General features: G+C 42.0%; 20 protein-coding genes. 6 read left to right on the top strand and 14 right to left on the bottom strand.

From position 1 onward, the window contains the following. Position 1 precedes the first annotated feature (1 nt). From rnc to QTA56_RS00250, 6 genes are all read right to left on the bottom strand, one after another. Positions 2–697, bottom strand: coding sequence for a ribonuclease III (rnc, locus tag QTA56_RS00275; protein WP_267978973.1), 696 nt, complete (start codon positions 695–697; stop codon positions 2–4). Further along, positions 666–1,043, bottom strand: coding sequence for a DUF4845 domain-containing protein (locus QTA56_RS00270; RefSeq protein ID WP_267978972.1), 378 nt, complete (start codon positions 1,041–1,043; stop codon positions 666–668). Before QTA56_RS00270 ends, rnc begins: the two co-directional genes overlap by 32 nt. Positions 1,044–1,072: 29 nt before the next feature. Next, a complete protein-coding gene (gene lepB, locus QTA56_RS00265; RefSeq protein WP_267978971.1) occupies positions 1,073–1,936 on the bottom strand; it encodes a signal peptidase I in 864 nt (287 codons plus the stop codon). Between the two features lie 21 nt (positions 1,937–1,957). Further along, the gene (gene lepA, locus QTA56_RS00260; RefSeq protein WP_267978970.1) at positions 1,958–3,775 is read right to left on the bottom strand and encodes a translation elongation factor 4; all 1,818 of its coding nucleotides are present in this window, start codon (positions 3,773–3,775) and stop codon (positions 1,958–1,960) included. Between the two features lie 157 nt (positions 3,776–3,932). Then, positions 3,933–4,391, bottom strand: a complete 459-nt coding sequence (locus QTA56_RS00255) for an acyl-CoA thioesterase (protein ID WP_267978969.1) — start codon at positions 4,389–4,391, stop codon at positions 3,933–3,935. 111 nt (positions 4,392–4,502) lie between these two features. Beyond that, positions 4,503–5,879, bottom strand: coding sequence for a Do family serine endopeptidase (locus tag QTA56_RS00250; RefSeq protein WP_267978968.1), 1,377 nt, complete (start codon positions 5,877–5,879; stop codon positions 4,503–4,505). Between the two features lie 307 nt (positions 5,880–6,186). Between QTA56_RS00250 and QTA56_RS00245 the strand changes: the two genes are divergently transcribed. Further along, positions 6,187–7,200 carry an AraC family transcriptional regulator gene (locus QTA56_RS00245; protein ID WP_267978967.1) on the top strand — a complete coding sequence of 338 codons (1,014 nt, stop codon included), beginning with the start codon at positions 6,187–6,189 and terminating at the stop codon, positions 7,198–7,200. A gap of 7 nt (positions 7,201–7,207) precedes the next feature. On the opposite strand, the gene QTA56_RS00240 is transcribed toward QTA56_RS00245, so the two are convergent. From QTA56_RS00240 to QTA56_RS00220, 5 genes are all read right to left on the bottom strand, one after another. Continuing rightward, positions 7,208–7,978: a fimbrial biogenesis chaperone gene (locus QTA56_RS00240; protein ID WP_267978966.1), complete on the bottom strand. Its 771-nt coding sequence runs from the start codon at positions 7,976–7,978 to the stop codon at positions 7,208–7,210. Next, positions 7,975–9,564: a fimbrial protein gene (locus QTA56_RS00235; RefSeq protein ID WP_267978965.1), complete on the bottom strand. Its 1,590-nt coding sequence runs from the start codon at positions 9,562–9,564 to the stop codon at positions 7,975–7,977. The genes QTA56_RS00240 and QTA56_RS00235 overlap by 4 nt, the downstream gene beginning before the upstream one ends. A gap of 2 nt (positions 9,565–9,566) precedes the next feature. Continuing rightward, a complete protein-coding gene (locus QTA56_RS00230; RefSeq protein WP_267978964.1) occupies positions 9,567–12,191 on the bottom strand; it encodes a fimbria/pilus outer membrane usher protein in 2,625 nt (874 codons plus the stop codon). A 23-nt stretch (positions 12,192–12,214) separates the two neighbouring features. Continuing rightward, positions 12,215–12,955, bottom strand: a complete 741-nt coding sequence (locus QTA56_RS00225) for a fimbrial biogenesis chaperone (protein WP_267978963.1) — start codon at positions 12,953–12,955, stop codon at positions 12,215–12,217. 125 nt (positions 12,956–13,080) lie between these two features. Beyond that, positions 13,081–13,623 (bottom strand): fimbrial protein, encoded by a 543-nt coding sequence (locus QTA56_RS00220; RefSeq protein ID WP_267978962.1) that lies wholly within the window; start codon positions 13,621–13,623, stop codon positions 13,081–13,083. 521 nt (positions 13,624–14,144) lie between these two features. On the opposite strand from QTA56_RS00220, the gene nadB reads away from it, so the two are divergent. Beyond that, positions 14,145–15,785, top strand: coding sequence for an L-aspartate oxidase (gene nadB / locus QTA56_RS00215; RefSeq protein WP_267980004.1), 1,641 nt, complete (start codon positions 14,145–14,147; stop codon positions 15,783–15,785). An 86-nt stretch (positions 15,786–15,871) separates the two neighbouring features. Here the strand turns inward: nadB and QTA56_RS00210 are convergent, their stop codons facing one another. Continuing rightward, entirely contained in the window at positions 15,872–16,303 is a 432-nt protein-coding gene (locus tag QTA56_RS00210) for a transcriptional repressor (RefSeq protein WP_267978961.1), read from the bottom strand. 474 nt (positions 16,304–16,777) lie between these two features. Between QTA56_RS00210 and QTA56_RS00205 the strand changes: the two genes are divergently transcribed. The 4 genes from QTA56_RS00205 to QTA56_RS00190 all read left to right on the top strand — a co-directional run bounded on the left by QTA56_RS00205 (position 16,778) and on the right by QTA56_RS00190 (position 21,883). Then, a complete protein-coding gene (locus QTA56_RS00205) occupies positions 16,778–19,126 on the top strand; it encodes a TonB-dependent receptor (RefSeq protein ID WP_267978960.1) in 2,349 nt (782 codons plus the stop codon). Between the two features lie 99 nt (positions 19,127–19,225). After that, entirely contained in the window at positions 19,226–19,909 is a 684-nt protein-coding gene (locus QTA56_RS00200; RefSeq protein ID WP_267978959.1) for a Fe2+-dependent dioxygenase, read from the top strand. A 55-nt stretch (positions 19,910–19,964) separates the two neighbouring features. Continuing rightward, positions 19,965–20,624 carry a response regulator transcription factor gene (locus tag QTA56_RS00195; protein WP_267978958.1) on the top strand — a complete coding sequence of 220 codons (660 nt, stop codon included), beginning with the start codon at positions 19,965–19,967 and terminating at the stop codon, positions 20,622–20,624. Next, a complete protein-coding gene (locus QTA56_RS00190; RefSeq protein WP_267978957.1) occupies positions 20,621–21,883 on the top strand; it encodes a sensor histidine kinase in 1,263 nt (420 codons plus the stop codon). Before QTA56_RS00195 ends, QTA56_RS00190 begins: the two co-directional genes overlap by 4 nt. Here the strand turns inward: QTA56_RS00190 and tmk are convergent. Beyond that, on the bottom strand, positions 21,876–22,475 hold the full coding sequence (gene tmk, locus QTA56_RS00185) for a dTMP kinase (RefSeq protein WP_267978956.1): 600 nt from the start codon (positions 22,473–22,475) through the stop codon (positions 21,876–21,878). The genes QTA56_RS00190 and tmk overlap by 8 nt on opposite strands. Further along, complete coding sequence (gene mltG / locus QTA56_RS00180) at positions 22,475–23,551, bottom strand: endolytic transglycosylase MltG (protein WP_267978955.1); 1,077 nt, start codon at positions 23,549–23,551, stop codon at positions 22,475–22,477. Before mltG ends, tmk begins: the two co-directional genes overlap by 1 nt.

The following is a 23,551-nucleotide window of genomic DNA, read 5'->3' as shown; positions in this document are numbered from 1 at the left end:
GTTATTGCTCCAATAATTTTAAAATCTCGGCCGCCGCCGTTTGTTCAGCAAAACGGCGACTTGAGCCTTCGCCCTGAATTTTTGGCAATCCATCCACCAGACACTCCACCTTGAAATGCTGATTCGGCGCATCGCCCTGAATATCTACAACCTCGTAAACTGGGAGAGGTTTTTTACGTGCTTGTAAATACTCTTGCAAACGTGATTTTGGATCTTTGAGTTGATCAGTCGGTTCGATATGATCCAGATAAGGTTCATACCATTTTAGCACAATGCGTTCCAACAGGTTGAGATCATTGCTGTCCAAATAAATGGCACCAATAATCGCCTCAACGGTATCAGCAAGAATGGACTCTCGGTGATGTCCACCCGATTTTAGCTCACCAGTGCTTAAAATAAGTGACCGACTGAGTTGCAAGTCATTGGCAATTTTTCCTAAAGCCTCCTGACGAACCAGGGTCGCACGCATCCGCGTTAAACGCCCTTCATTTTCAAGTGGATAGGTATGATAGAGATAATTGGCAACGATCATTCCCAATAATGAATCGCCTAGAAATTCTAGGCGTTCATAATTGTGTTTATGGCTCACAGAACGGTGAGTCAGTGCCAGTTTTAACAAATCAACCTGTTTAAACTGGTAACCAATTCGTCCTTGCAGACGTGCATCATTGAGCTTGTTTGGCAGATTTTTGGTCAAAAGTCTTCTCAAAAGTCATTACTAAACTAATATTAAGTAAGAAAGGCTTACGCACTTCATATTTTTTATTGACAACCAAATCATTTTTATAAGTGACTTGTGCAATATCTTTAAAATGAAAGTCACGAATATTATTCATTTCAAATCGTTGATCCATTTTGTTGATAAACTTACTAGGGGTAATATTTTCAGGACTATCTTTTAACAGTCCCTCAATTTGAGTATCAATAAGTTTATCATCCCAGTATGCTGGCCAGATTGCGATGGTCGCTTTTACAGCAATCGCAAATAAAACCACCCCAAATAAAATTGCAATATACGAAGCGCCTTGCTGAGATTTACGCATCTTTCAGTATGTCCTATACGTTTTATTTATTAGTCAATCTTACCATTTCGGCCGAAACTTGGAAGATTGAAACCAGGTTCTTTATGCATCCATACATAAAAAGCACGGCCTGTTAGGTTTGCTTCTGGCACAAAACCCCAAAAACGGCTATCTGCACTTTGGTCACGGTTATCCCCCATTGCAAAATACTGGCCTTGTGGTACAGTCACTTCCCAATCCTGTCCATTACTTTTAATAAACACATCATTGGCTTTTGCCACAAATGGCACTAATGCTTCAGCACCCTTTAACTGTGCAAACTGAAACTGTTCAGCCAAAGGATTACGCCCATCCAGATAACGGATCAGATGCTGATGCTCACCCAAAGTTTCTTTAAAGTAATATACGGTTGGAGTTTCAAGTTGGTCTTTCTCACGTTTAACTTCAGTGGCAACTTTTGCAATTTGCTGACCATTAATAATCAGTTGCCCATCCTTAAACTGAATGTGGTCACCAGGCAAACCCACTACACGCTTGATATAGCTAATGGTTGGCTGTGGTGGATAGCGGAATACAATCACTTCACCACGCTTTGGTTCACCAACATTGATAACCTTACTATTCACAATTGGTAAACGCACACCATAATCAAACTTATTCACCAAAATAAAGTCACCTGTTTCCAAGGTAGGTACCATAGAGTCAGATGGGATATTAAACGGCTCATAAAGAAAAGAACGTAGCACCAACACAACTGCTAATACTGGCCAGAAATCATACGCCCATGTGATGACAAAGTTTTCCTGATCACGTCCCTTGTTCGCACGTTGTTTCAGTACCAACTTGTCAAGCAACCACACCACAAAGAAAATCAGTGTGACTGGAACGAGAATCAAATTAAAATCAAAATCCATGAGCGATTCCTAAGTCTTTTTCTATCGATCAACTTTTAATACGGCTAAAAACGCTTCCTGTGGAATTTCAACACTTCCCACCTGTTTCATGCGTTTCTTACCTTCTTTTTGCTTGGAAAGCAATTTTTTCTTACGTGACACGTCACCACCATAACACTTCGCCAATACGTTTTTACGCATCGCTTTTACAGTTGAACGTGCAATGATTTGCGCACCAATCGCTGCCTGAATCGCAACGTCGTACATTTGACGGGGAATCAGGTCTTTCATCTTCTCAACCAGGGCAATACCACGATGGCGGGCATCCTGACGGTGACAAATCATCGCCAGGGCATCCACCTTTTCACTATTAATTAACACGTCAACCTTAACCAGAGATGAACTCTCAAAACGGACAAAATTATAATCCAGTGAGGCAAAACCACGAGAACAGGATTTCAACTTGTCAAAGAAATCCATGACCACTTCAGCCATTGGAATTTCAAAGGTAATGGACACCTGATTCCCCAGAAATTTCATGTCTTTCTGCACACCACGACGCTCAATACACAAGGTCATGACATTACCCAGATATTCCTGTGGAACAAGGATATGACACTCTGCAATGGGTTCACGTAAATCTTCAACTGTTGACCCATCTGGCATTTTCGATGGACTATCGATATAAATAATGTCGCCTTTCTTGGTCAATGCTTCATAAATCACTGTTGGGGCAGAACTAATCAAGTCAAGATCATATTCACGCTCCAAGCGTTCCTGCACGATTTCCATATGCAGCATCCCCAGAAAGCCACAACGGAAACCAAAACCTAAAGCATCAGAGCTTTCTGGTTCAAAGAATAAAGCCGAATCATTAATCTGGAGTTTTTGCAGAGCCTCACGGAATGGCTCGAAATCACTGGCATCAATTGGGAAAAGCCCAGCATACACCTGTGGCTTCACTTTCTTAAAGCCTGGAAGTATTGCAACATCTGGCGTAGAGGCGAGCGTGATGGTATCGCCGACTGGTGCACCAAAAATATCCTTGATACCCGCAATGACAAAACCAACCTCACCTGCCTCAAGCAAATCAGTCTCAGTATGTTTTGGATTGAACACACCTACTGATGTTACTGGATGCGTTTGTCCAGTTGATTTGACCAGCATCTTGTCGCCCTTACGGATACGACCCTGTTTAATGCGGACAAGCGAAACAACACCCAGGTAATTATCAAACCATGAGTCGATGATCAACGCCTGCAACGGCGCATCGCGGTCACCTTCTGGTGCTGGAATCACATCAACCAGACGCTCTAAAACCCCCTCAACCCCTAAACCTGTTTTTGCAGAACAGGTTGGTGCATCTGTTGCCTCAATCCCGATAATTTCCTCAATCTCATGGATGACACGCTCAGGCTCAGCCTGAGGCAAGTCAATCTTGTTCAGGATGGGCAATACTTCCAAGCCCTGCTCAATTGCGGTATAACAGTTTGCCACAGATTGAGCCTCAACCCCCTGTGCCGCATCCACGACTAGCAATGCACCTTCACATGCAGCTAAGGAACGAGACACTTCATAAGAAAAGTCAACGTGCCCTGGCGTATCAATAAAGTTGAGTTGATATTCCTGACCATTCGGATGCGTATAGTACAATGTGACCGATGCAGCCTTAATGGTAATCCCACGTTCACGCTCAAGCTCCATGGAGTCCAGCACCTGAGCCTGCATCTCACGATCCTGTAAGCCGCCACACATTTGAATGAAACGGTCAGCTAGTGTTGACTTACCGTGGTCAATGTGAGCAATAATCGAGAAATTTCGTATATTTTTGATATCTACGGATTTTTTAGCTTGCGCCATGGGTTACCTTGAGAAAATAGAACGCCTGATACTTTTAAAAAGCAATAGGCCAAAGCGGTTTAACAAAATTGTTGCCGATTATAACAGAACAGCTTTTCAAAGTATCCAAAATAATGAGTTTCATTTAAAGGCTTCATGGTTCACGCAACAGCTTGATTCACTCTATAACAGCATAGGAAATTGAAAAATCCATTGGATCTATATCGGCTGAAATGGGCTGATAGGCATGGGTAAAACTTGGTGACATGCGTTTGGGACGACCTGTGGCAATTTCAATACAGGCCCATTTAGTGTTGCCAACAAACAGGATACTTTGATCCTTGGGACGATAAAATGCATACTGGCGAAAAGAATATAATGCATTAATATCATCAAGCCATGTCCTTAAAATGACGTCCTCTCCCTCAAGTGCAGCCTTACGATATTGCACATGATGTTCAACCGCGACCATCGCATGTTTGAGTTCCAGATATTGTGCCAGCCCCAAACCCAATGCTTCGATATGCGCCTCAGCAACATCTTGCATCCACTGGATATAAATCACATTGTTGACATGACCAAGTACATCAATATGTGCTGGCTGAACCTGTATTTTTAAATCAAAAATGGTACTCATTGTCCTGATATTTCATTAGTTAAAGTTTCGTTGCATACACTAGTCTAAACCCATCGTCATTACAAAATAAAAACCACTCCAATGAGGAGTGGTTTTAAAAATCAAGATGAATTACTGAAGACGTAAACCGACAATTGCACGTTGCCCCTGACGGACAATCACAATACGGGCCACACTATTTTTTGGCAATGCTGCAATTGCCTTGGCAAATGCCTGACTATTGGCAACAGGTGTGCTGTTGACTTGTACAATCACATCCCCCGCAACCAGATTCGATAATGAAGCCAAACCACCACGCTTCACCTCACGGACTAGAGTACCACCATTAACATTTAAACGGCTTTGTTCAGCTTCCGTTAGGTCTCGGATATTCATACCCAGACCATTGGTTGGATTGTTTTTATCCTCAGCCGCAGGTGTATCATCTGGCGCCACACTTAAAGTCGCAGAAATTGTACGGATCTTATCATCTCTCAGAACTTCGAGTTGGATGGTCTGGTTTGGTGCAATACGGTTTAAGCGATAAATCAGGTCACTGGTACGGCTAATGCTATTGCCATCCAGTTTTAAAATGACATCACCTGGTTTTAGGCCTGCTTTTTCGGCAGGAGATTTTGGTGAAACCTGATTAATCAATGAGCCTTCTGGTTTTGGCAGTTTATAGGCATCGGCCAAGTTGCGGTCAATATCCTGCAACATCACCCCCAAATAAGAACGCGTTACCTTGCCATTGGTTTTCAACTGCTGCACAACATCCATCGCTACATCAATTGGGATAGAGAATGACAAGCCCATATAACCACCCGTACCACTAAAGATACGCGAGTTTACACCCACTACCTCACCACGCTGGTTAAACAATGGTCCACCAGAGTTACCTGGGTTTAAGGCTGCATCAGTCTGAATAAATGGAACTGATGTTTCACCACTCATATTACGTGATTTGGCACTGACAATACCTGCCGATGCTGAATAATCAAAGCCAAAAGGAGAACCTATTGCCAACACAGGTTCACCCACTTTTAGCTGATTTGAATCACCAATTCTCAATTCAGGGAAACTCGCGCCATTCACTTTTAACAAGGCAATATCAGTGCGCTCATCACTTCCAACCAGGGTTGCATCAAGCTCGCGGCGGTCATTTAAGGTAATGGTAATACGTGACGCATCGTCAATCACATGACGGTTGGTTAATAGATAGCCATCCTTACTGATAAAGAATGCGCTACCATAAGCTGTTTTTTCCTGTGGTCCCTGCTGTTGGGGAACAATCACCTGATTACCAAAAAAACGACGTAGAATTTCGGGAACCTGTTGCTGCAACAACTCTTCCTGAGTCATTTTCTTCACAACATTGACACTCACCACAGCAGGGCTAACCTGCTCAACGAGACTAGAAAAATCCACTGGCGACGCAGCATTGACTTGAGCAGCTGCCACCGTAAATACCGCAGCATACATTCCTTGTTGTAAATAGCGACTTTTCATGAAGCAAGAACCTACATACTGATGATCAAATAAAATTCAAGATTATGTTTTTATCATAACCCCAGCATTCTTTTCGTAAAAATATGTTTATATTTTCAAGGCATACAACGAAATAGAATGACAAAATATGGATAAATTGTGGAGACAAGTCCACTCACATTTATATGCTACTTTACTTTTTATAAAAGATATCTTAAAAAATAATTAAAAAAATATTTCAAGTTCAGTAGAGATATGTTTTATTAGTGTTAATTAATTCATGTTTTTCGTATAAAATAACAATTATAAGATTGCAAGGAGGCAATAAATGTTTGAAAACAAATTAAATCAGGGCTCTGTATGTGCCTCCTTAGCACTAATGATAATTGACTTCTGTAAAGCCCATAATCTTCAAGTACCAAATGAATGTTTTTTATATGAAATGGATGAACGGATTCCATTTAATGTTTGGTGTTATATTCTAGAGAAAATTAGGTTACAAACCGATATTCCTGCCCTAGGTTTAGAAATTGCCAATTTCATTCAACCTCCTTATGCAGGGATTGTTTCTTATCTATCTTTTACCAAACCAACATTATTTGAAGCTGTACCAGAATTTATTCATTATGGACGTTTAGCTTATGATTTTAACTTTATGCACTTTCAAATAGAAGACAATGAGATTGAGTTTAGCTGGGGTGATTATATTGCCAGACCAGGATTGTTAGTTGATGAAAATGCAATCTCCCTACTCATCAATATTGTTCGGCATGCTATCACCCCACAAGAACTTCCGCTCAAAAGTGTACACTTTATTTACGAAAAACCAGATAACATATCAAAATATAATGATTTTTTTAAGTGCCCTGTTTATTTTAACGCAGCCGTCACATCCGTATGTTTTTCCGTTACTAAGGTTAAAAATATTTCACTCCCTAAAACTGATCCATTTTTGCATAAGTTATTACAAAAACAGGCAGATACTCTATTAAATAAACTTTCATCTTATAATCAGTTCGAACAAAAAATAAGAATCTGTATTATTAGCAGTTTAAAAAACAAGAAAATAAACATTGATATTATTGCTGACCAGATGGGTTTAAGCATTAAAAACTTAAGAGAATCACTTCACGAATATGGTTATACATTTAATGATATTCTTAATGATGTTAGATATGATCTGGCCAAGAAATATCTAAGCAATATTGAACTAAGTATTAATGAAATTTCTGATTTACTCGGTTATTCAGAACAAAGTGTTTTTCAGCGGGCATTTAAAACTTGGTCAGGAGAAACACCTTTAAAATGGAGAAACGACAATAATAGATATTTCCCTTTATAAAATGTAGCTAAAACTCCAGTTTTATTTTACCTAGTTTATAATCAAATTCACCTTGGTAAGTTTTGCCCTCGTCAGCTATTAAGGAAAATATTATTCTATCAGGTTGAATAATATTAAAATCACTGGGTAATAAATAAGCCCGTTGGCTTAATGCTTTCGTCATCATATCCATATCCTGCGGAACCTGAACATCCTGCTCTCCCTGTACAACTGTAAGACCTGCAAATGAGACATTGTAGGGTGTTGGATTCTGGCAGGTTAAATGCCATTGCCCTTGTTGTTGCTGCAAGGAAAAATGCAGTTGTTCAGCAATTTGCCTTAATTCCATCTTAGGGAGGCTTTTAGGTCGATAAAACACCTTGAGCTGGGTATTCATTGCCAAGTCCAGACGAGCCTGGTTGGGTTCCAGAGGCTTCATGTGCTCTTTGGTTTTACCTGGAATTTCATATAGATTTAACCAGAAAACAGTTTCTCGGTCCTGTGGCATGGTGCTGCCATTTTGTACAATACGTAAGGCTTGAATGGCTTTGGGTTGCATTTTAAATACTGCTGGAAGCACAACAAACGGAGCATTTGCCTGATCAGGATTACCCTGCCCATCATCCACCCAGGTTTGGGCAATAATTGGATAATCATTGATATTCGACAGAATGAGGGAACGTTCCCGTTCTCCCTCAGTGTAGATGATACGGCTTGATGAGGTTGCAAATCCTGCATAGCCCATACTACTTTGCAATAGCACAAGTAGTGGCGGAATAATAAGATTCAACCATTTCATTGGATTTTAACAACCACATATGCTGTTGAGTTGATCGTTCCAGCAGTGACTGGAGGCGCGCCTGTAATACGTTTAAGGTCAGCCATATAATTTGTGCGGTAAGTTGTATATCCAGTCAAAGGCGTACCAATATTGCTAAAGTAACCAGGATTCAAGACTGGATACCAACCTGCTGTATTCCCCTGTGGATAGGTGACAGCTGGGTAACACACTTGATTATTTGACGGCCCACAAGTCGAGTTATAGACATCTCGTGTAGTTTGAAGCAATGTTCCAGTTGCGCCTGGTTGCCCAAGCAATGTCAGGTAACTGCCTGCACCCTGATATTTAATATAAATGCCCACATTTTGGGCAACACCTGTGGCACCATAACTATTGTCCAGTAATGCCACCACTCCATTATTACCATTTACCAACGAGACAGCCGAATAATTCTTCGCTGCATTATAAGCCTGCTGTGAGGGTTGTATACCTATCGCGATTTTTCCTGAAGCTGTTCCTGATTTACTGCCTGAAAGCACGCCATCATGACAGTCGACATCCACAGCAAAACTTCGACTGACAATACTTCCACTATTTAAAGCAGCGGTAGTGGTGGCATTAAAGTCAATGGTTGGTGTTACTGTCTTTAATTTGCAGGCAACACTGTCATTAATCAGGTAGGCCGCATTATATAAGGTATAGCCAAAACCATTATCCGCTCCCCAGAAACGATATGTTGAACCATCATAACCATGGGTCACACCCACAGTATCATGTGGGAAACTCACCAGATCGTCACCACTGTCAGAGCCTCCCGTATGTGCCGAACCTGTATGGCCCAAGGTAATGTAAGATGAAGGTTGCGCACAGTTATAATTACCTGACTGGCCTAAATCCCTTAAATCCCCCGTTACGCCAGAAGTTGGCGTCTGGTCTGTACACCACTTGTTATGTGTTCCACCTGTGCTGGTGCTATAAGGTGGCAAACCAGCCACCCGAACCAATTCAAACTGTAAAATGGGTAGATGTTTTAAACGGATACAATGCCAACCATTTTGACAAACGTCTTTTCCAGCGCTCGTTCCACCCGTTCCCGTTTCATACTGTATAGGCAGCTCAGTCCATTGCGGTGCTAAAGTCACCCCATTCATCACCTGGCGAATCCCTACACCAGCAAACCAAGTATAAAATACGTTAGTCTGCCCACCAGCATCACTGGGATTGACAGGAAAAAAACCACCAACCCGATCATCTCCATTAACAGAGGTCAGGAAACGGATTTTGGACATATCCGTTCCAGGAGTACATGCCCAGAGCAGGCTATTTTCATTGGCATTACGGATTTTATATTCTGTAGGTGGTACAGAGGCCTGAGCCAGAACACTGCCTATAGGCTGGATGGCAATATCCATAAGATGAATATTACCCACCCGAATCTTGGCGGCATGGCCATCTTCTGTCTGGGTAATGGGCCTTGAGTTTGAAAAACCTGTGTAATAAACGCCAGTTTGCCAATCTACCTGTTGGCAAGCTGCCCATACCTGTTTCCCACTACAGCAGCATATTGCCAACGTGATCAATTTTAAAATGTCTATTTTTTTCATTATTATTCCCCAAACGTACATGTTGCCTGTAGTTTAATCAATGGTTGCCCAAGCTGTTGGGCATCAAGCTGGTATGGAAGCTGACAGCTTTGTCCAGCATCAGTCCCCCAACGTAAAGTCAGTTGACCCTGCTGCTGTTCTACACGTACATAGACCTGTCCGTTTTGACCCACCATCCCAATCACTTCGCCTGTATCTTTCAGGACATCGGCTCCCATTGGAATGATTTGTCCATCTGCAAGTCTACTTTGAATGAGTACACTATAACCACGACGGGTTTTAAATTTAACCTTAACCGCTGCACCTGCATAAGGGGCGATCCGTTGTTCACCGCCCTCCAATTCCACATCACCAGACATGCCCTGCGGATCAAGTGCAATCGTGTTGTAACGATATGGACTGACACTTGGTAAAAGCGCATAGCCAAAACGGTCAATTTTGCTGGTTGGCGCACTGACAATTTTTGCACCTGTGGCATCCTTTGCCTCAATCAGGGCAAAGGTGTCTCCCACATATTGCCCGAGTGTGATGCCGCCCGAGTGAACTGCCATCGCACCGCTGGCATTGACTGAGCCTTGCCAGTATTGATCACTATAGGCTGTATTTAGTCCAAGCTGAATATTAGAGAAACGTTTGTATAAGCCCGCATTGTAGGTTTGCTGATCATTCCCCATGCCATTCATGCCCACGTTGTAGCTTAAACTATAGTCCTGATCCAACGCCCCACTGACACCCACCTGATAATTATCCATATCATTGCTACGGTTATAATTGGCATTGAGATTTGGTGTCATGACATTGCGGGAACGGCCTAAAGGCATATTGATGGATAAGCCACCAAAGTTGTCAAAACGTTCTTCCTTAAGTACGCCATTATTAAGGGTATGGATTTTCTGACGGGTATAGGTCAGGTGCATACTCAAAATGCCAAAGTTCTTGTTATAGCCCAACTGTAAAGAGGTATCCCGATCACGTCCATCTCGATAATCCTGAGTTGAACCTGTCACATAAAAGGAACCATAGCGCCCCAATGGCTGGCTCATACTGACCTGAAAACGCGAACGCTGCAAATAGGTAGAGGATGTATAAACCACACCATCCTGCCAAGCCTGCCTGATTCCCAAAACATCATTTAAGTCGCGATAGCCACTGGTTGAGTAACGGTAACTTGCCAATGAAAAGGTGGTCTGAGTGGGTGTCAGAGTCTTGCTATAGGTTAAATCAGCCATCCAGCCATCAACATAGTCATTATTGTCTGTGGGGAGTTTCGCTCTGGAATAGCTAATATTTGAACCAATTGCACCATAACGTCCACCCAATACATTGCCCAAAGCCATTGCCTGATAATCATCCGCAATTCGCAATCCACTGTTGAGGGTAATCAGGTTATTCACACCATATTCATAATTTAGGTCGGCAAAATAACTATTCAAACCCATGTTCTGGTCAGTTTTTCCTGCTGAAAAACTGTAGTTGGAGATCCCCTCACGTAATGATGTTGGAACGGCAGCATAGGGAATTTCCGTGGAATGGGTTGAACCATCCGCCTCAGTCACCACAACTGTCAAGTTGCCATTGTAGTTAGTTGGATAAAGATCAGTAATTTCAAAGGGTCCTGGCGCAACAGTGATCTGATAAATATCCCGACCATTTTGCTGAACTGAAACTTTAGCATTACTTTGCGCTGTTCCCCGAATCACAGGCGCATAACCACGCAATGATTCTGGACGCATACGCTCATCTGTTGCCAAATTTAATCCTTTAAACGCCAACCCTGAAAAAAATCGGCCTGAGGTATATAACTGCCCCAGAGTGAGTTGTGACTGTAGCTGCTCAATCGGGCGCTGGACATAACTACGGATATTCTGCCATGTGGTTTCATGATCATCATTCATCGATAGATTGGACTGCTGGCGATACTGCCATTTTCCAATATTGATCCCACCATTTAAACTCAGAAATGCGGATTCATTATTGAGATGATTACCTAAACGGCTCTCTGTGTAGTAATAGTTCCCCATATAGTTAATAAAACCAATGCTGGTGCCTACGTCCAGTTCTGAGGGATTGACATAACCACGGGGTAAATTTTTCATTAAACTTTGTGGTACGGTTAAATCCAGGCGCAGGTTTGAAAAATCAAAAGAGCTGACACTTCCAGTTGCGACTTGTGCCAGTGTTAAACATTGTGCTGACTGAACCTGGGTATTTTCCTTGTGCTGCTGCCGATAATCCATATCCCCTAAAATACCTGCTCGCTCAATTAAATCAGCATTTAAGCATGCAACAGCACCTTGTTTATTCTGTTCATCTTTTTCAAACCTGATATTGCCCCGTTCAAAAAAACGTCCGTTGATATAAATATCAACTTTATACATTCCTGCCTCAACCTGATCAGCATGATTAAAACGTTCAATCATACTGGGTGTTAAACCACTCCCCTTAAACAGGTTGGGATCAAAAGCATACTCTTCCTGTTGCTTCGTACTGTGATCCGTTTTCACTTCCCTATCAGTTGTGTCTTCAGAAACAGATGCCATCACCTGTGCCTGTACTGTCTGCAATAAAATACCACTGACCAAAGCCGCCAGATATGAAAGACGAAAAAGGGGCGTATACCGTTCCATGTAATACTTCCTTTTTTAAATTATTATGGTTGTGCAATAAGGTCATACTTGGTGTATGCGCCGTAATCTGTTACCAGAGTCACCGTAACGGTTGCCGAGGCTGTATGGGTCATGTTTTTCTGTACCAGCCATTTTTCGCTGGACTTTGGCGCAACCATACCAATTGGCATTTCGGTGGTTTGCTCACCTACCTTGATAAAGGCCTGGGTTAAATTTGCGTAATAGCCTGTTGGATTATTAATCTGTAACCAGATACCTTTTGCATCCTGCTGTAGGCGATAACGTAATTGTTTTGGTACATCCTCAACCTTGCCCACAATCGTTTTAGGGCGATAAAAAATTTTAAAACGGTTTTTGACAATTAAGACCAGCTTATTCTGGTCAACCGCATCCTTGCTCATGGCTGGAATTTGCTTGAAATTTAGGTAATAAATCGATTCACGGTCTTTGGGTAATTGACCATCACCTGTATAGAATAACCGTGCGGTTTGCCCTGCTTGTGGATTAATCCGAAACACCTGTGGATTCACCATAAATGGTGCATCTGCCGTTTCAGGGGTGGATTGATCATTCCCTTGATCAACCCAGATCTGCACTAAAAAAGGCAGATTGTCTTTATTACTAAACTGAAGTGACTGGTCTTTGCTTTCCGCAGGAAAAACGACACGCGTCCCTGCCATTGTGACTCCCGCATACGCCATTGTTATCCCGAACATCTGGCAAAACAGCAGAAAAGCAAGCACCATATATCGAATCATGATCATTCCTCTATTCCTTGAGTCTTATCCTGATTAACACCATCAATAAGGTAATAGGATCACTTGCCATATCGAAACGGTTCAAGGGGTATGGCAAGTGATGTTCAGCAAGTTACGCGCTTGTGTAAAAATCAATCATAAACCAAGGTCCAGCCGAGTGCTGCCAATACAGTACCTGCTGTTGCATTACCTGTTGCCTTATATTTGGCAGTGAGTGGTAACGAACCAGTACCTGCTGTAGCGCCTGTAATAGCCACATTACCTGAACTTGCTGCCGCACCAGCAAATGCATATGGTGTAGATGAACCTATTGTTCCTCTTGCAATTTCAATCCCAACATTGGTGGCCGTACCTGTATTGGCAATCAAGCTATTATTCGTTGTATCAAAGCTCGCAGGCGTGAGGGTAAAATGTACACCACGGGCATCAGCACCTTCACAACCCGTTACATCCAGTGAAAATGCAGTTTCATTCGCCGTATCTCCAGCTGTAGCCAAAGCAGTTCTGTTTACCGTCGCCAAAGTCACTGCCGTTGCGCTTGCCCCACCTGTTAAGGCGGTTGCACAAGAATCCTGAATAACCTGTCCAGTAAAGTTAATTGTTCCTGTATCTGCCATTGCCATATTTGCTGCACCCATCGCAACAAATGCCAACGCTAAATGTTTAATTTTCATAAAAAGTCTTCCTTTTCAAACGCAAAAAATAAATTATTTTGTCCTTGGAGATCACATAAGAATACGTCTCACACCTCACCAATTATGTGAAGTTGTTAGCATTCTTTTTAAAAATTAACAGAAGAGCATGAAAAGCTCATTGATAGATATAGATTATTTTTTGACAATTCATTTTCAGTATTTTATGTTTTATTTTTATTTAAATTTTCCATTTATAATGAAAGGTTTATATTTTAAAAATCTCCATTTGATCAAAAAAACCATCTCATATTCTGGTATCTCCTGTTCTCGATCCTCCATTGTCGAAATAAAAGGTAAAAAACCTTTAAACTTTCAAAAAGAAAACTCATCATTTTTTACCAATTTATTTTTAATTCTGACCCTTTTTGTCTGTTTTATATTCCAATAACTTTGATTAAAAGTATTTTATTCGCAAAAAAATTGAGCAATTCTAGGCAGATTGGCACTTGCCTTTTTCATTAAAAAGCGTTGTCATTAGCGAACGTTTGAAAATGAAGCAGATCGTCATGCCTGATTTAGAAACAATTCACCATTTTGATGTGATTATTGTAGGCAGTGGTGGTGCGGGCCTAAGCCTCGCACTCTCTTTACCAAGTCATTACAACATTGCAATTTTGGCAAAGGCGGCGCTCACGGAAGCCAGTACCTTTTATGCTCAGGGCGGTGTTGCTGCGGTACTGGACGAGACTGATTCCATTCAACAACACATTAGTGACACTATGATTGCAGGCGCACATTTATGTGAAATGGATGCAGTCAAACACACCGTTGAGGGTGGCAAACCCTCTGTTGACTTCCTGCTGAAACAAGGTGTGCAGTTCACACTGGATGATGATGAGCAATTACACCTTACCCGTGAAGGGGGTCACTCACAACGCCGTATCATCCATTCAGCGGATGCAACAGGCAAAGCAATTTCAACCACATTGGTTGAACGCGCCAAGGAACGCGACAACATCACCATTTTTGAAAATTACATTGCAATTGACCTGATCACCTTGCATAAACTTGGCCACCAGAACCAGCCTAACCGTGCCATTGGCTTATATGCCCTGGATGAAAGTGCTGAACAGGTTCATACTTTTCTGGCCCCTTTCACCGCTCTAGCATGTGGTGGGGCAATGAAAGCCTATCTATATACCTCGAACCCTGACATCGCGACAGGTGATGGTATTGCAATGGCCTATCGTGCGGGTTGCCGTGTTGCCAATATGGAATTTAACCAGTTCCACCCAACCTGTTTATACCATCCCAAAGCACGTTCGTTCCTGATTACTGAAGCAATGCGTGGAGAAGGAGCCTATCTACGTTTACCTGATGGTGAACGTTTTATGCTGCGTTTTGATGAACGGGCCGAACTTGCACCCCGCGATATTGTGGCCCGTGCCATTGACTATGAGATCAAGCGTTTGGGTATCCGTCATGTATGGCTGGACATTACCCATAAATCACCAGAGTTTATTACCGAACACTTCCCTACACTCTATGCACGCCTGCTAGAGCTTGGCATTGATATTACCAAGGACATGATTCCTGTTGTACCTGCCGCCCACTATACCTGTGGCGGCGTGGTGGTGGATTCCAGCAGCCAGACCGATTTGACGGGTTTGTATGCCATTGGTGAAACCTCCTACACAGGTTTGCACGGTGCAAACCGTATGGCGAGCAACTCCTTACTTGAGTGCTTTGTGTATGGCATGAGCGCGGCGGAAGATATTGAACAGAAATTTGATGCGGGCTTTAAATTCCCTGAGGTTCCTGCGTGGGATGAATCACAAGTCACCGATGCGGATGAAGATGTGGTGATTCTGCAAAACTGGGATGAATTGCGTTCAACCATGTGGAACTATGTTGGAATTGTGCGTACCACCAAACGTTTACAACGTGCCCTGCACCGTATTGAAATGTTAAAACGTGAAATCACGGAGTATTATCAGGATTACCGTGTGAGCAAGAACCTGATTGAGCTGCGTAATCTGGTGCTTGTTTCTGAGATGATTGTTCGCTGTGCCATGCAACGCAAGGAATCCCGCGGCCTGCATTACACGCTGGATTATCCTGAACTTTCCAGTGAAATTCGTAAAACTGTTCTGACGCCACCAAATTTTGCAGTGGAACAGCCATTGGTCAATCAATCCTAAAATTAATAACTAAAAATCAGGGTCTGTTTTTCAGCTTATGAATATAAACAGGCCCTATTCTTTTCAATGCTTATTTATATCCAGAATCAGGAACATTCCTTACATTCAACCTGGATAATCAAATTATAAGATTTAACATTTAACTGTTGCTGCTGATAAAATTGCTGCAAATTTTGGTCTAATTCACGTTGGTCCACTTCTATTCGTTTTTTGCACTTAATACATTCACAAATAACAGAACCCGATTGTGTACCTATAGAGAAAACAGCCTGACGCTCACCTGGTTTATGATAACGCTGGATAATATTCGCCTGTTCCAATGACCTTAACACAGTATAAATACTGGTTAAAAATAGCGTACTATTTAATTCTGCCACAGCTTTTTCAATTTCATAGGCAGTCATCGCCTGATTAGATTCACTCAGTATCCTTAAAATTAATAATCGGGGCAGCGTGGCACGAACCTTGGCAGCACGTAACTTCTTTACGAGTTCATCCATGTTAACAGTATGATTCATCTTTCTTTATTCACATTTAATACCAGAAATCCACACTCAAAATAAAGGCTTATGATCAAATAAGCTTCCGCTTTTTCTAGGATTTTATCTAAAGTAAAACTTAACATCCCGAGCTTACTTTAGCCTAAAACTTTAAAATTATGGCATACTCAATGTCAAAAAAATGTCAGATTTTTCCAATGAAATATCCACAAAATAAAATTTATCCCAAGTTTTATTTAGACAAATCAATATAATATGAAAATTTCAAAATATAAAAATTTATTTTTATTTTTTTATAAAATAGATTATTATTAAACAATAATAATTCTTATTAATATAATCGCTGTTTAAAAATAAACAAATGAAATACATAATCTCCATCATCATGGAGATTATGTTTATGCTTTATTAATACTGTTAGATTCATATTGTGAATGTAAATAAGAATTACTATTATTTCTCCACATTTGTAACCATTTATTAAGGTTGACCATGTCTTTTATTAAATCCCGTAAGAAAATTGTCAGTACGGCAATTCTTTCTACTCTGTCAGCGGTAGCAAATGCTGATAATAATGCGACACAATTACCAACCATTGATGTAAAAGCAGAACAAACCCAAGGTTTAAAAGTAGATTCTTCAGCAAATACAAAATATGTTGCGCCCTTATTGGATACACCAAAATCAGTTTCAATTATTTCAAAACAACTGATTGAAGATACCCAGGTGACGACTTTGGCGGATGCCTTGCGCACAGTACCAGGCATCACATTAGGTGCGGGTGAAGGGGGTAATCCGAATGGTGATCGTCCATTTATTCGTGGTTACAACTCTGAGGGTTCCATGTATGTGGATGGCGTGCGTAGTGGCGCCTCACAAAACCGTGAAATGTTCGCTGTTGAACAGGTTGAAGTGACCAAAGGCTCCTCTTCTGCCCTGGGCGGTGGCGGCAATGCCAGCGGTAATATCAATCTGGTTTCCAAGTTGGCAAAAGCGGGTGACAGTATTGAGGGAACCATCGCCCAAGGTACGGATGACTATCGTCGTATTGTACTTGATGGGAACAAAGACTTTGGCAATGGCATTGCGGCACGTGTTGTGGCAATGGGTCATGAAAATAATAAAGCGGGTCAGGATAACGGTGCGGAATATAAACGTGCGGGTATTGCGCCAAGTATCAGTATTGGTTTAGGTACACCAACCCGTGCGACTTTAAGTTACTACTACCTTAAAACAGATGATGAACCTGATTCAGGCGTACCTTATAACAACCCGCGTAACTACACGGCAGGTACAGGTGAGCCAATCAATGTTAAACAGGGCATTTACTACGGCTGGAAAGACCGCGATTTCCAAAAACAGGAAAATCAGATCGGGACGTTGAAACTAGAGCATGACCTCACTGAAAACCTAACGATCAGCAATATTGCAACCTATAATAAATCCAAAAATGACTACATCTGGACACAGCCTGATGATTCCCAAGGAAACTTCTTAAATCCAACGACTGGACAATTGGGAGGTGATGGGGTTTGGCGTCGTGTAAACAGCCGTACCACAGATGGTGATACCTTTAGCGATCAACTCTCCTTACGTGGTAAGTTCAATACCAGCATCTTAAAACATAGTTTTAATACAGGTGTCGAATATTCAAAAGTAGACAAAGATGCTGGTACTTATCTTGTTACCGATAGCTTAAAACCAAAACAGCAAATTGATAAAGATGGTAAGCCTGTTGTAGATAAAGATGGCAAACCTGTAATGAATAATCCTATCGGTGGCGCAGTAGGAGTAGCAGGTGGTGCATGTAGTAGCAATCCTTATTATGGTCTTGGTAAAGGTGCAGCATCACATTATTGGTGTACAGATGCACTTAATCCAAATGCAAATGACCCATTCTTAGGTACAATTACCAAGAATGCTCGTGTCAGCAATACTACAACAGAAACAACTGGTATTTATTTCTTTGACAACATTGAAATTAATCCCCAGTTACTGGTTGACTTAGGTGTACGCTGGGATAAATTCGAAACAGAATTAACCACCTACAAGAGTGGCGCTAACCTACTTCCAACGCCAACGGTAGTAAACAGTGATTCAGATTTCTGGAGCTATAATGCAGGTATCACATTTAAACCAACTGAAAATAGTGCGGTTTATGCCAGCTATGCAACTTCCGCGACTCCAGTCGGAGTAGACTCAGGCGAGTCTTCAGAATCAAGCCCATCTCTGGCAATCAAGGACCTTGATCCTGAAAAGGCACGTACCATTGAAGTGGGTACAAAATGGGATTTATTGAACAATAAACTCAATGCAACCGCGGCGATCTTCCGCACTGAAAAAACCAATACCCGTGTTGCTGTTGATGCCAACACAACCATGAATGCTGGTGAAAGCAAGGTGGACGGTGTTGAGCTTGGCCTGAATGGTAATATCACTGATGCATGGGCTATGTCATTTGGCTATACCTATCTGGACAGCGAGTTGGTGAAAGCGGCCTACAATGCCAAGGCAAATGAAGGTTTACCTTTACCAAACGTTCCTAAAAACAGTGCCACGCTTTGGACAACCTACCAAGTCCTGCCACAAGTCACTGTCGGTAGTGGTGCAACCTATATGGATAAAGTGTTTGGTGCCAAAACATCAACTTCTGAAAAATGGGTTCCAAGCTATGTACGCTACGATGCAATGGCCCGTTACAACGTCAACAAGAATGTGGATTTACAGTTAAACGTAAACAACCTGTCTGACAAGCGTTACTTTACCAAAGCTTATGGTTCACACTATGCCACAGAAGCTGAGGGTCGCAGCGCAGTATTATCAGTAAACTTTAAATACTAATTGCTGATTAATCCTATATAAAAGTCTTTTGAGATAGCTTTAAAACTAAGGCTATCTCTTTTCTGTTTATTGGCATTACACATAAATAAGGTGGTTGTTGTGATTCATCATATTCCTCAAGTATTAAGCAAGGAACAAGTGCGGTACTTCCGAGATGAAATGAATAAAATTGAATGGGTCAATGGCAAGGTCACCGCTGGCACCTTATCTGCAAGTGTGAAACAAAACCAGCAGCTTCCCGAAGACCATCCACTGACCCATCATTTGAGCAATATTATTTTAGAGTCTTTAGGCCAGCATCCCCTGTTTTTATCTGCCGCCATTCCGCTGGATATCATTCCTCCCCTGTTTAACCGTTACGAGCATAATGAGCATTTTGGTTTTCATGTCGATAACTCGATCAGACGCATTCGTGGAACCAAGGACCGACTGAGAACTGACCTGTCCTGCACCGTTTTTCTTAGCGAACCAGATGAATATGAGGGCGGTGAACTGGTTGTGGAAGACACCTATGGCTACCATGAAATCAGGCTGCCCGCTGGGGATATGATTCTTTATCCATCCACCAGTCTGCATGAGGTGACGGCTGTTACACAGGGCTGCCGAATCGCCTCATTTTTCTGGGTGCAAAGCATGATTCGGGATGATGCCGAACGCCATATCCTGTTTAATCTGGACCAGACCATACAAAACCTGAGAATACAGTTGGGAGACCATCATGAAGAAGTCATTAAACTCACCAGCCTTTATCACAACCTGATGCGAAAATGGGCAGAGCTTTAAATGATTTTCATAGCAATGCATAACCCAATCTGCATATAAGGATGATAAACACAACATGAGAATCCTGATTGTCGAAGACCATATTGACCTGCTCAGCAATATTTTTGCTTATCTGGAACCCAAGGACTATGTTTTAGATGCGGCCTATGATGCAGAAACAGCCTACCAACTGTGCCATATTCACCAGTATGATGTGCTGGTGATTGACTGGATGCTGCCGAAAATGCAGGGTATAGAGTTGCTGGAAAAACTGCGTCAGGACAGAATTGAAACACCGATTATCATGCTGACGGCAAAAACAGAACTGGAAGACAAACTTTCCTGCTTTAACCTGGGTGCAGATGATTATCTGACCAAGCCTTTTTCAATTGAAGAGCTGGAAGCCCGTATCCTGGCACTGCATAAACTTTATAGCCGACAGAAAAAAATCCTACAGGTGGCGGACCTTAGCTATAACCTATATACCGATGAAGTCTCACGAAACAATACCGCCATTCATCTGCATGCAAGTGATAAAAAGCTATTGGCTGTCCTGATGCAGGAAAGCCCCAAAGTTGTCTCCAGGGATAAGCTTGAATATGTTTTATGGGGCGATGACCGACCTGAAAAAGACCTATTGCGCACCCATATTTATGAATTAAGAAAAAGAATAGATGCGGAATATAAAACCAAGCTGTTAAGGACCATTCCCAAAGTGGGTTATCAAATCGCATGATCAGATTACCCAACCTTAGAAAAAATATTGTCATTGGTTTAGTGGGTTATACCCTATTGCTTAGCTTTGCAGTGGGTCTGCATGGCTTTCTGGTTAATGAGCATATTGAAAAACTGGTTTGGCAAAATATTCTGGGCATTGATTTTGAAAACTTTAACCTGAACAAGATTCGTGCAGAGAACAATCAGGATTCATCAAACAACAACCTCAAATGGTATGACGAAAACCAGAATGACCGTATTCCTGCGGAATTTAGCGATTTTGAGGTTGGTATCCATGATGAGGTGGAATATCAGGATCGGGTTTATGTGATTCGTGTGACTGAAAAGAATGATAAAAAACAGATTCTTGCGCTGGACATTACCGAGATTGAGAAGCAGGAATTCTATGTCGTATTCTTCGCCTTTGTATTGATGGTTTTCTCAATCATACTGATTACCTATATTGCCTATAACCAGCTTGGTAAATTGATTAACCCATTACTGAGTTTGGCCAATGATCTGTCCAGACTCACTCCGATTCAGGACCAGATTCAAATTGACCATTCAAAAATAAAATATTATGAGTCCTATGTTTTATCTGATGCCATTCAGAATTATGTTGAAAGGTCACAGCATTATCTAGAAAAGGAAAAGGTATTTTTTTCCACAGTGAGCCATGAGCTTCGCACCCCTGTTTCCGTAATCTTGGGTGCAATTGAGGTGTTGCAACACCATCAATCCATCCCTGCCACTGTGCTGCCACATCTGGACCGAATCGCACGGATCACACAAGATATGGAGGAGCTGATTGCGTGTTTGTTATTTCTGGCACGTGATCAGCAACGTTTAAACCGTTATGCTGAAGAGGTGGATTTGTACCATGAAATTCCAGTGATGATTGAACATCATATTTCCCTGTATAAAGGAAAAAATGTGGAGATATTAAATCTGGTCAACCAGCCATTTAGAATTAACGTACCCCCACAATTGATTCGGGTAGTAGTGAGTAACCTACTGAGAAACGCCATAGAAAACTGTGATGATGGCACAATCAAAATATATCAACATGACGCGCAGATCATGATTGAAGATTCGGGGCATGGCATGTCGGCTGAGGCACTGAGTGCCTTTTATACCTCACGTGCCAGAATGGGCAACAATCAAAGTGCGGGAATTGGCATTCCATTGATTTTAAAAATCTGTGACCATTTTGGCTGGTCACTCATCTTTAAATCCAAACCAGAAAAAGGAACCATTGCGATTTTAAAGTTTAGTTAAAATAACCAATCGCATCCTTAAACACCTGTTCAGGATTCTGTGTGGCATCCAGTCGCTTAATCCGTTCAGGTTCAGCCTGCCACAAGGATTCATATCCTGCCCGCACCTTGGTAAAGAAGCTCAGCTTTTCCTGTTCAAAACGATCCAGTGCCCCACGCTCTCTGGCACGTGTCATACCCAGTTCAATCGGTGCATCCAGCCAAAAAGTAATATTCGGCATATGGGAAACGAAAGTCTGGTTAAGTAGCTGCAACTTTTCCTGACTTAAGCCACGCCCAGCACATTGATAGGCAAAACTGGCATCAGTAAAACGGTCACTTAACACAATCTTGCCAGCCTCCAAAGCTGGAATAATCACCTGCTGTAAATGTTGCGCCCGTGCCGCATAGATCAGTAGCAACTCAGTATCATGGCTCATTTGTTCTTCATGATTCACCGCCAACAGCAACGAACGAATCTGTTCCGCCAATGGTGTTCCCCCTGGTTCACGGGTGAGCACCACCTGTTTACCCTGCTGTTCAAAGTACTGATGAATTTTACGAATCAGCGTGGTTTTCCCTACACCTTCCGTCCCTTCAAAACTAATAAACATCATTCACCCTGATTTTTCTTTGAACGTAACACAGTTAAATATTCCTGCACCGCACGGTTATGCTCTTCCAACGATGCTGTAAATTTATGCCCACCATTACCTGTGGCAACAAAATAAACATTTTTTGAGTCATCTGGATGCATGGCGGCTTCAATCGCCTTTTTACTTGGCAAGGCAATCGGTGTTGGCGGCAACCCATTAATGGTATAGGTGTTATAAGCTGTTGGGGTACGTAAGTCATTACGTGTGATATTGCCCTGATAACTCTCCCCCATACCATAAATCACGGTTGGGTCTGTTTGCAGACGCATTCCGATTTGCAGGCGACGCACAAACACACCTGAAACCTGTTGCAACTCACTGTCCAGACTGGTTTCCTTTTCAATAATCGAAGCCATGATCAATGCTTCATACTTATCTTTGTAAGGGAGATTCACCGCTTTATTTGCCCATGCCTCATCCAGTGATTTCATTTGACGGCGGTATAAATCGGTCAGGATTTTCTTGTCCGTTTCACCTTTGGCAAAGAAATAGGTATCAGGCGCAAACAAACCTTCTGGATGTGCATATGGAATGTCCAGTTCCTTGAGTAATTGATCCCGTGGCAAATCCAGAATGGTTTTGCTGACATTTGGGTCTTTTTTAAGATTCTGAACCAGTTGCTTAAACGTTGTTCCCTCAATCACCAGAATACGGTTCATCTGTGCATTTTCAGCATTTGACAACATATCCAGCACCTGACGAACACTCATGCCATGAGTAACTTCATACACACCCGCTTTCATGCTGTCATGAATCATGAACTTCTGGTACAGCTTTAATATTATCGGAAAATTCACCTTATTTTCTTTTGCAAGACGGTCAATAAATCTGGAATAGGTATCGCCCGAAGAAATGACCAAAAGCTGTTTCTTGCCCTCAACAGGATAGTTTTTAAACAGGCTTGTCCCCACAATGCTCAACAGGATGACAATCAAGATAACGATTGCGCCCAAAACGGCCTTGACTGGAAATCTGGATTTCGGCTTGGCTTTCGATTTTTTCTTGCTTTTGCTTGAATTTGGCGGCTTTGGCAT

The organism is Acinetobacter thutiue (assembly GCF_030385805.1).
Lineage (GTDB): Bacteria > Pseudomonadota > Gammaproteobacteria > Pseudomonadales > Moraxellaceae > Acinetobacter > Acinetobacter corruptisaponis.
Note: the sequence above shows the minus strand (reverse complement) of the source record. Positions and strands in the feature narration are given on the sequence as shown.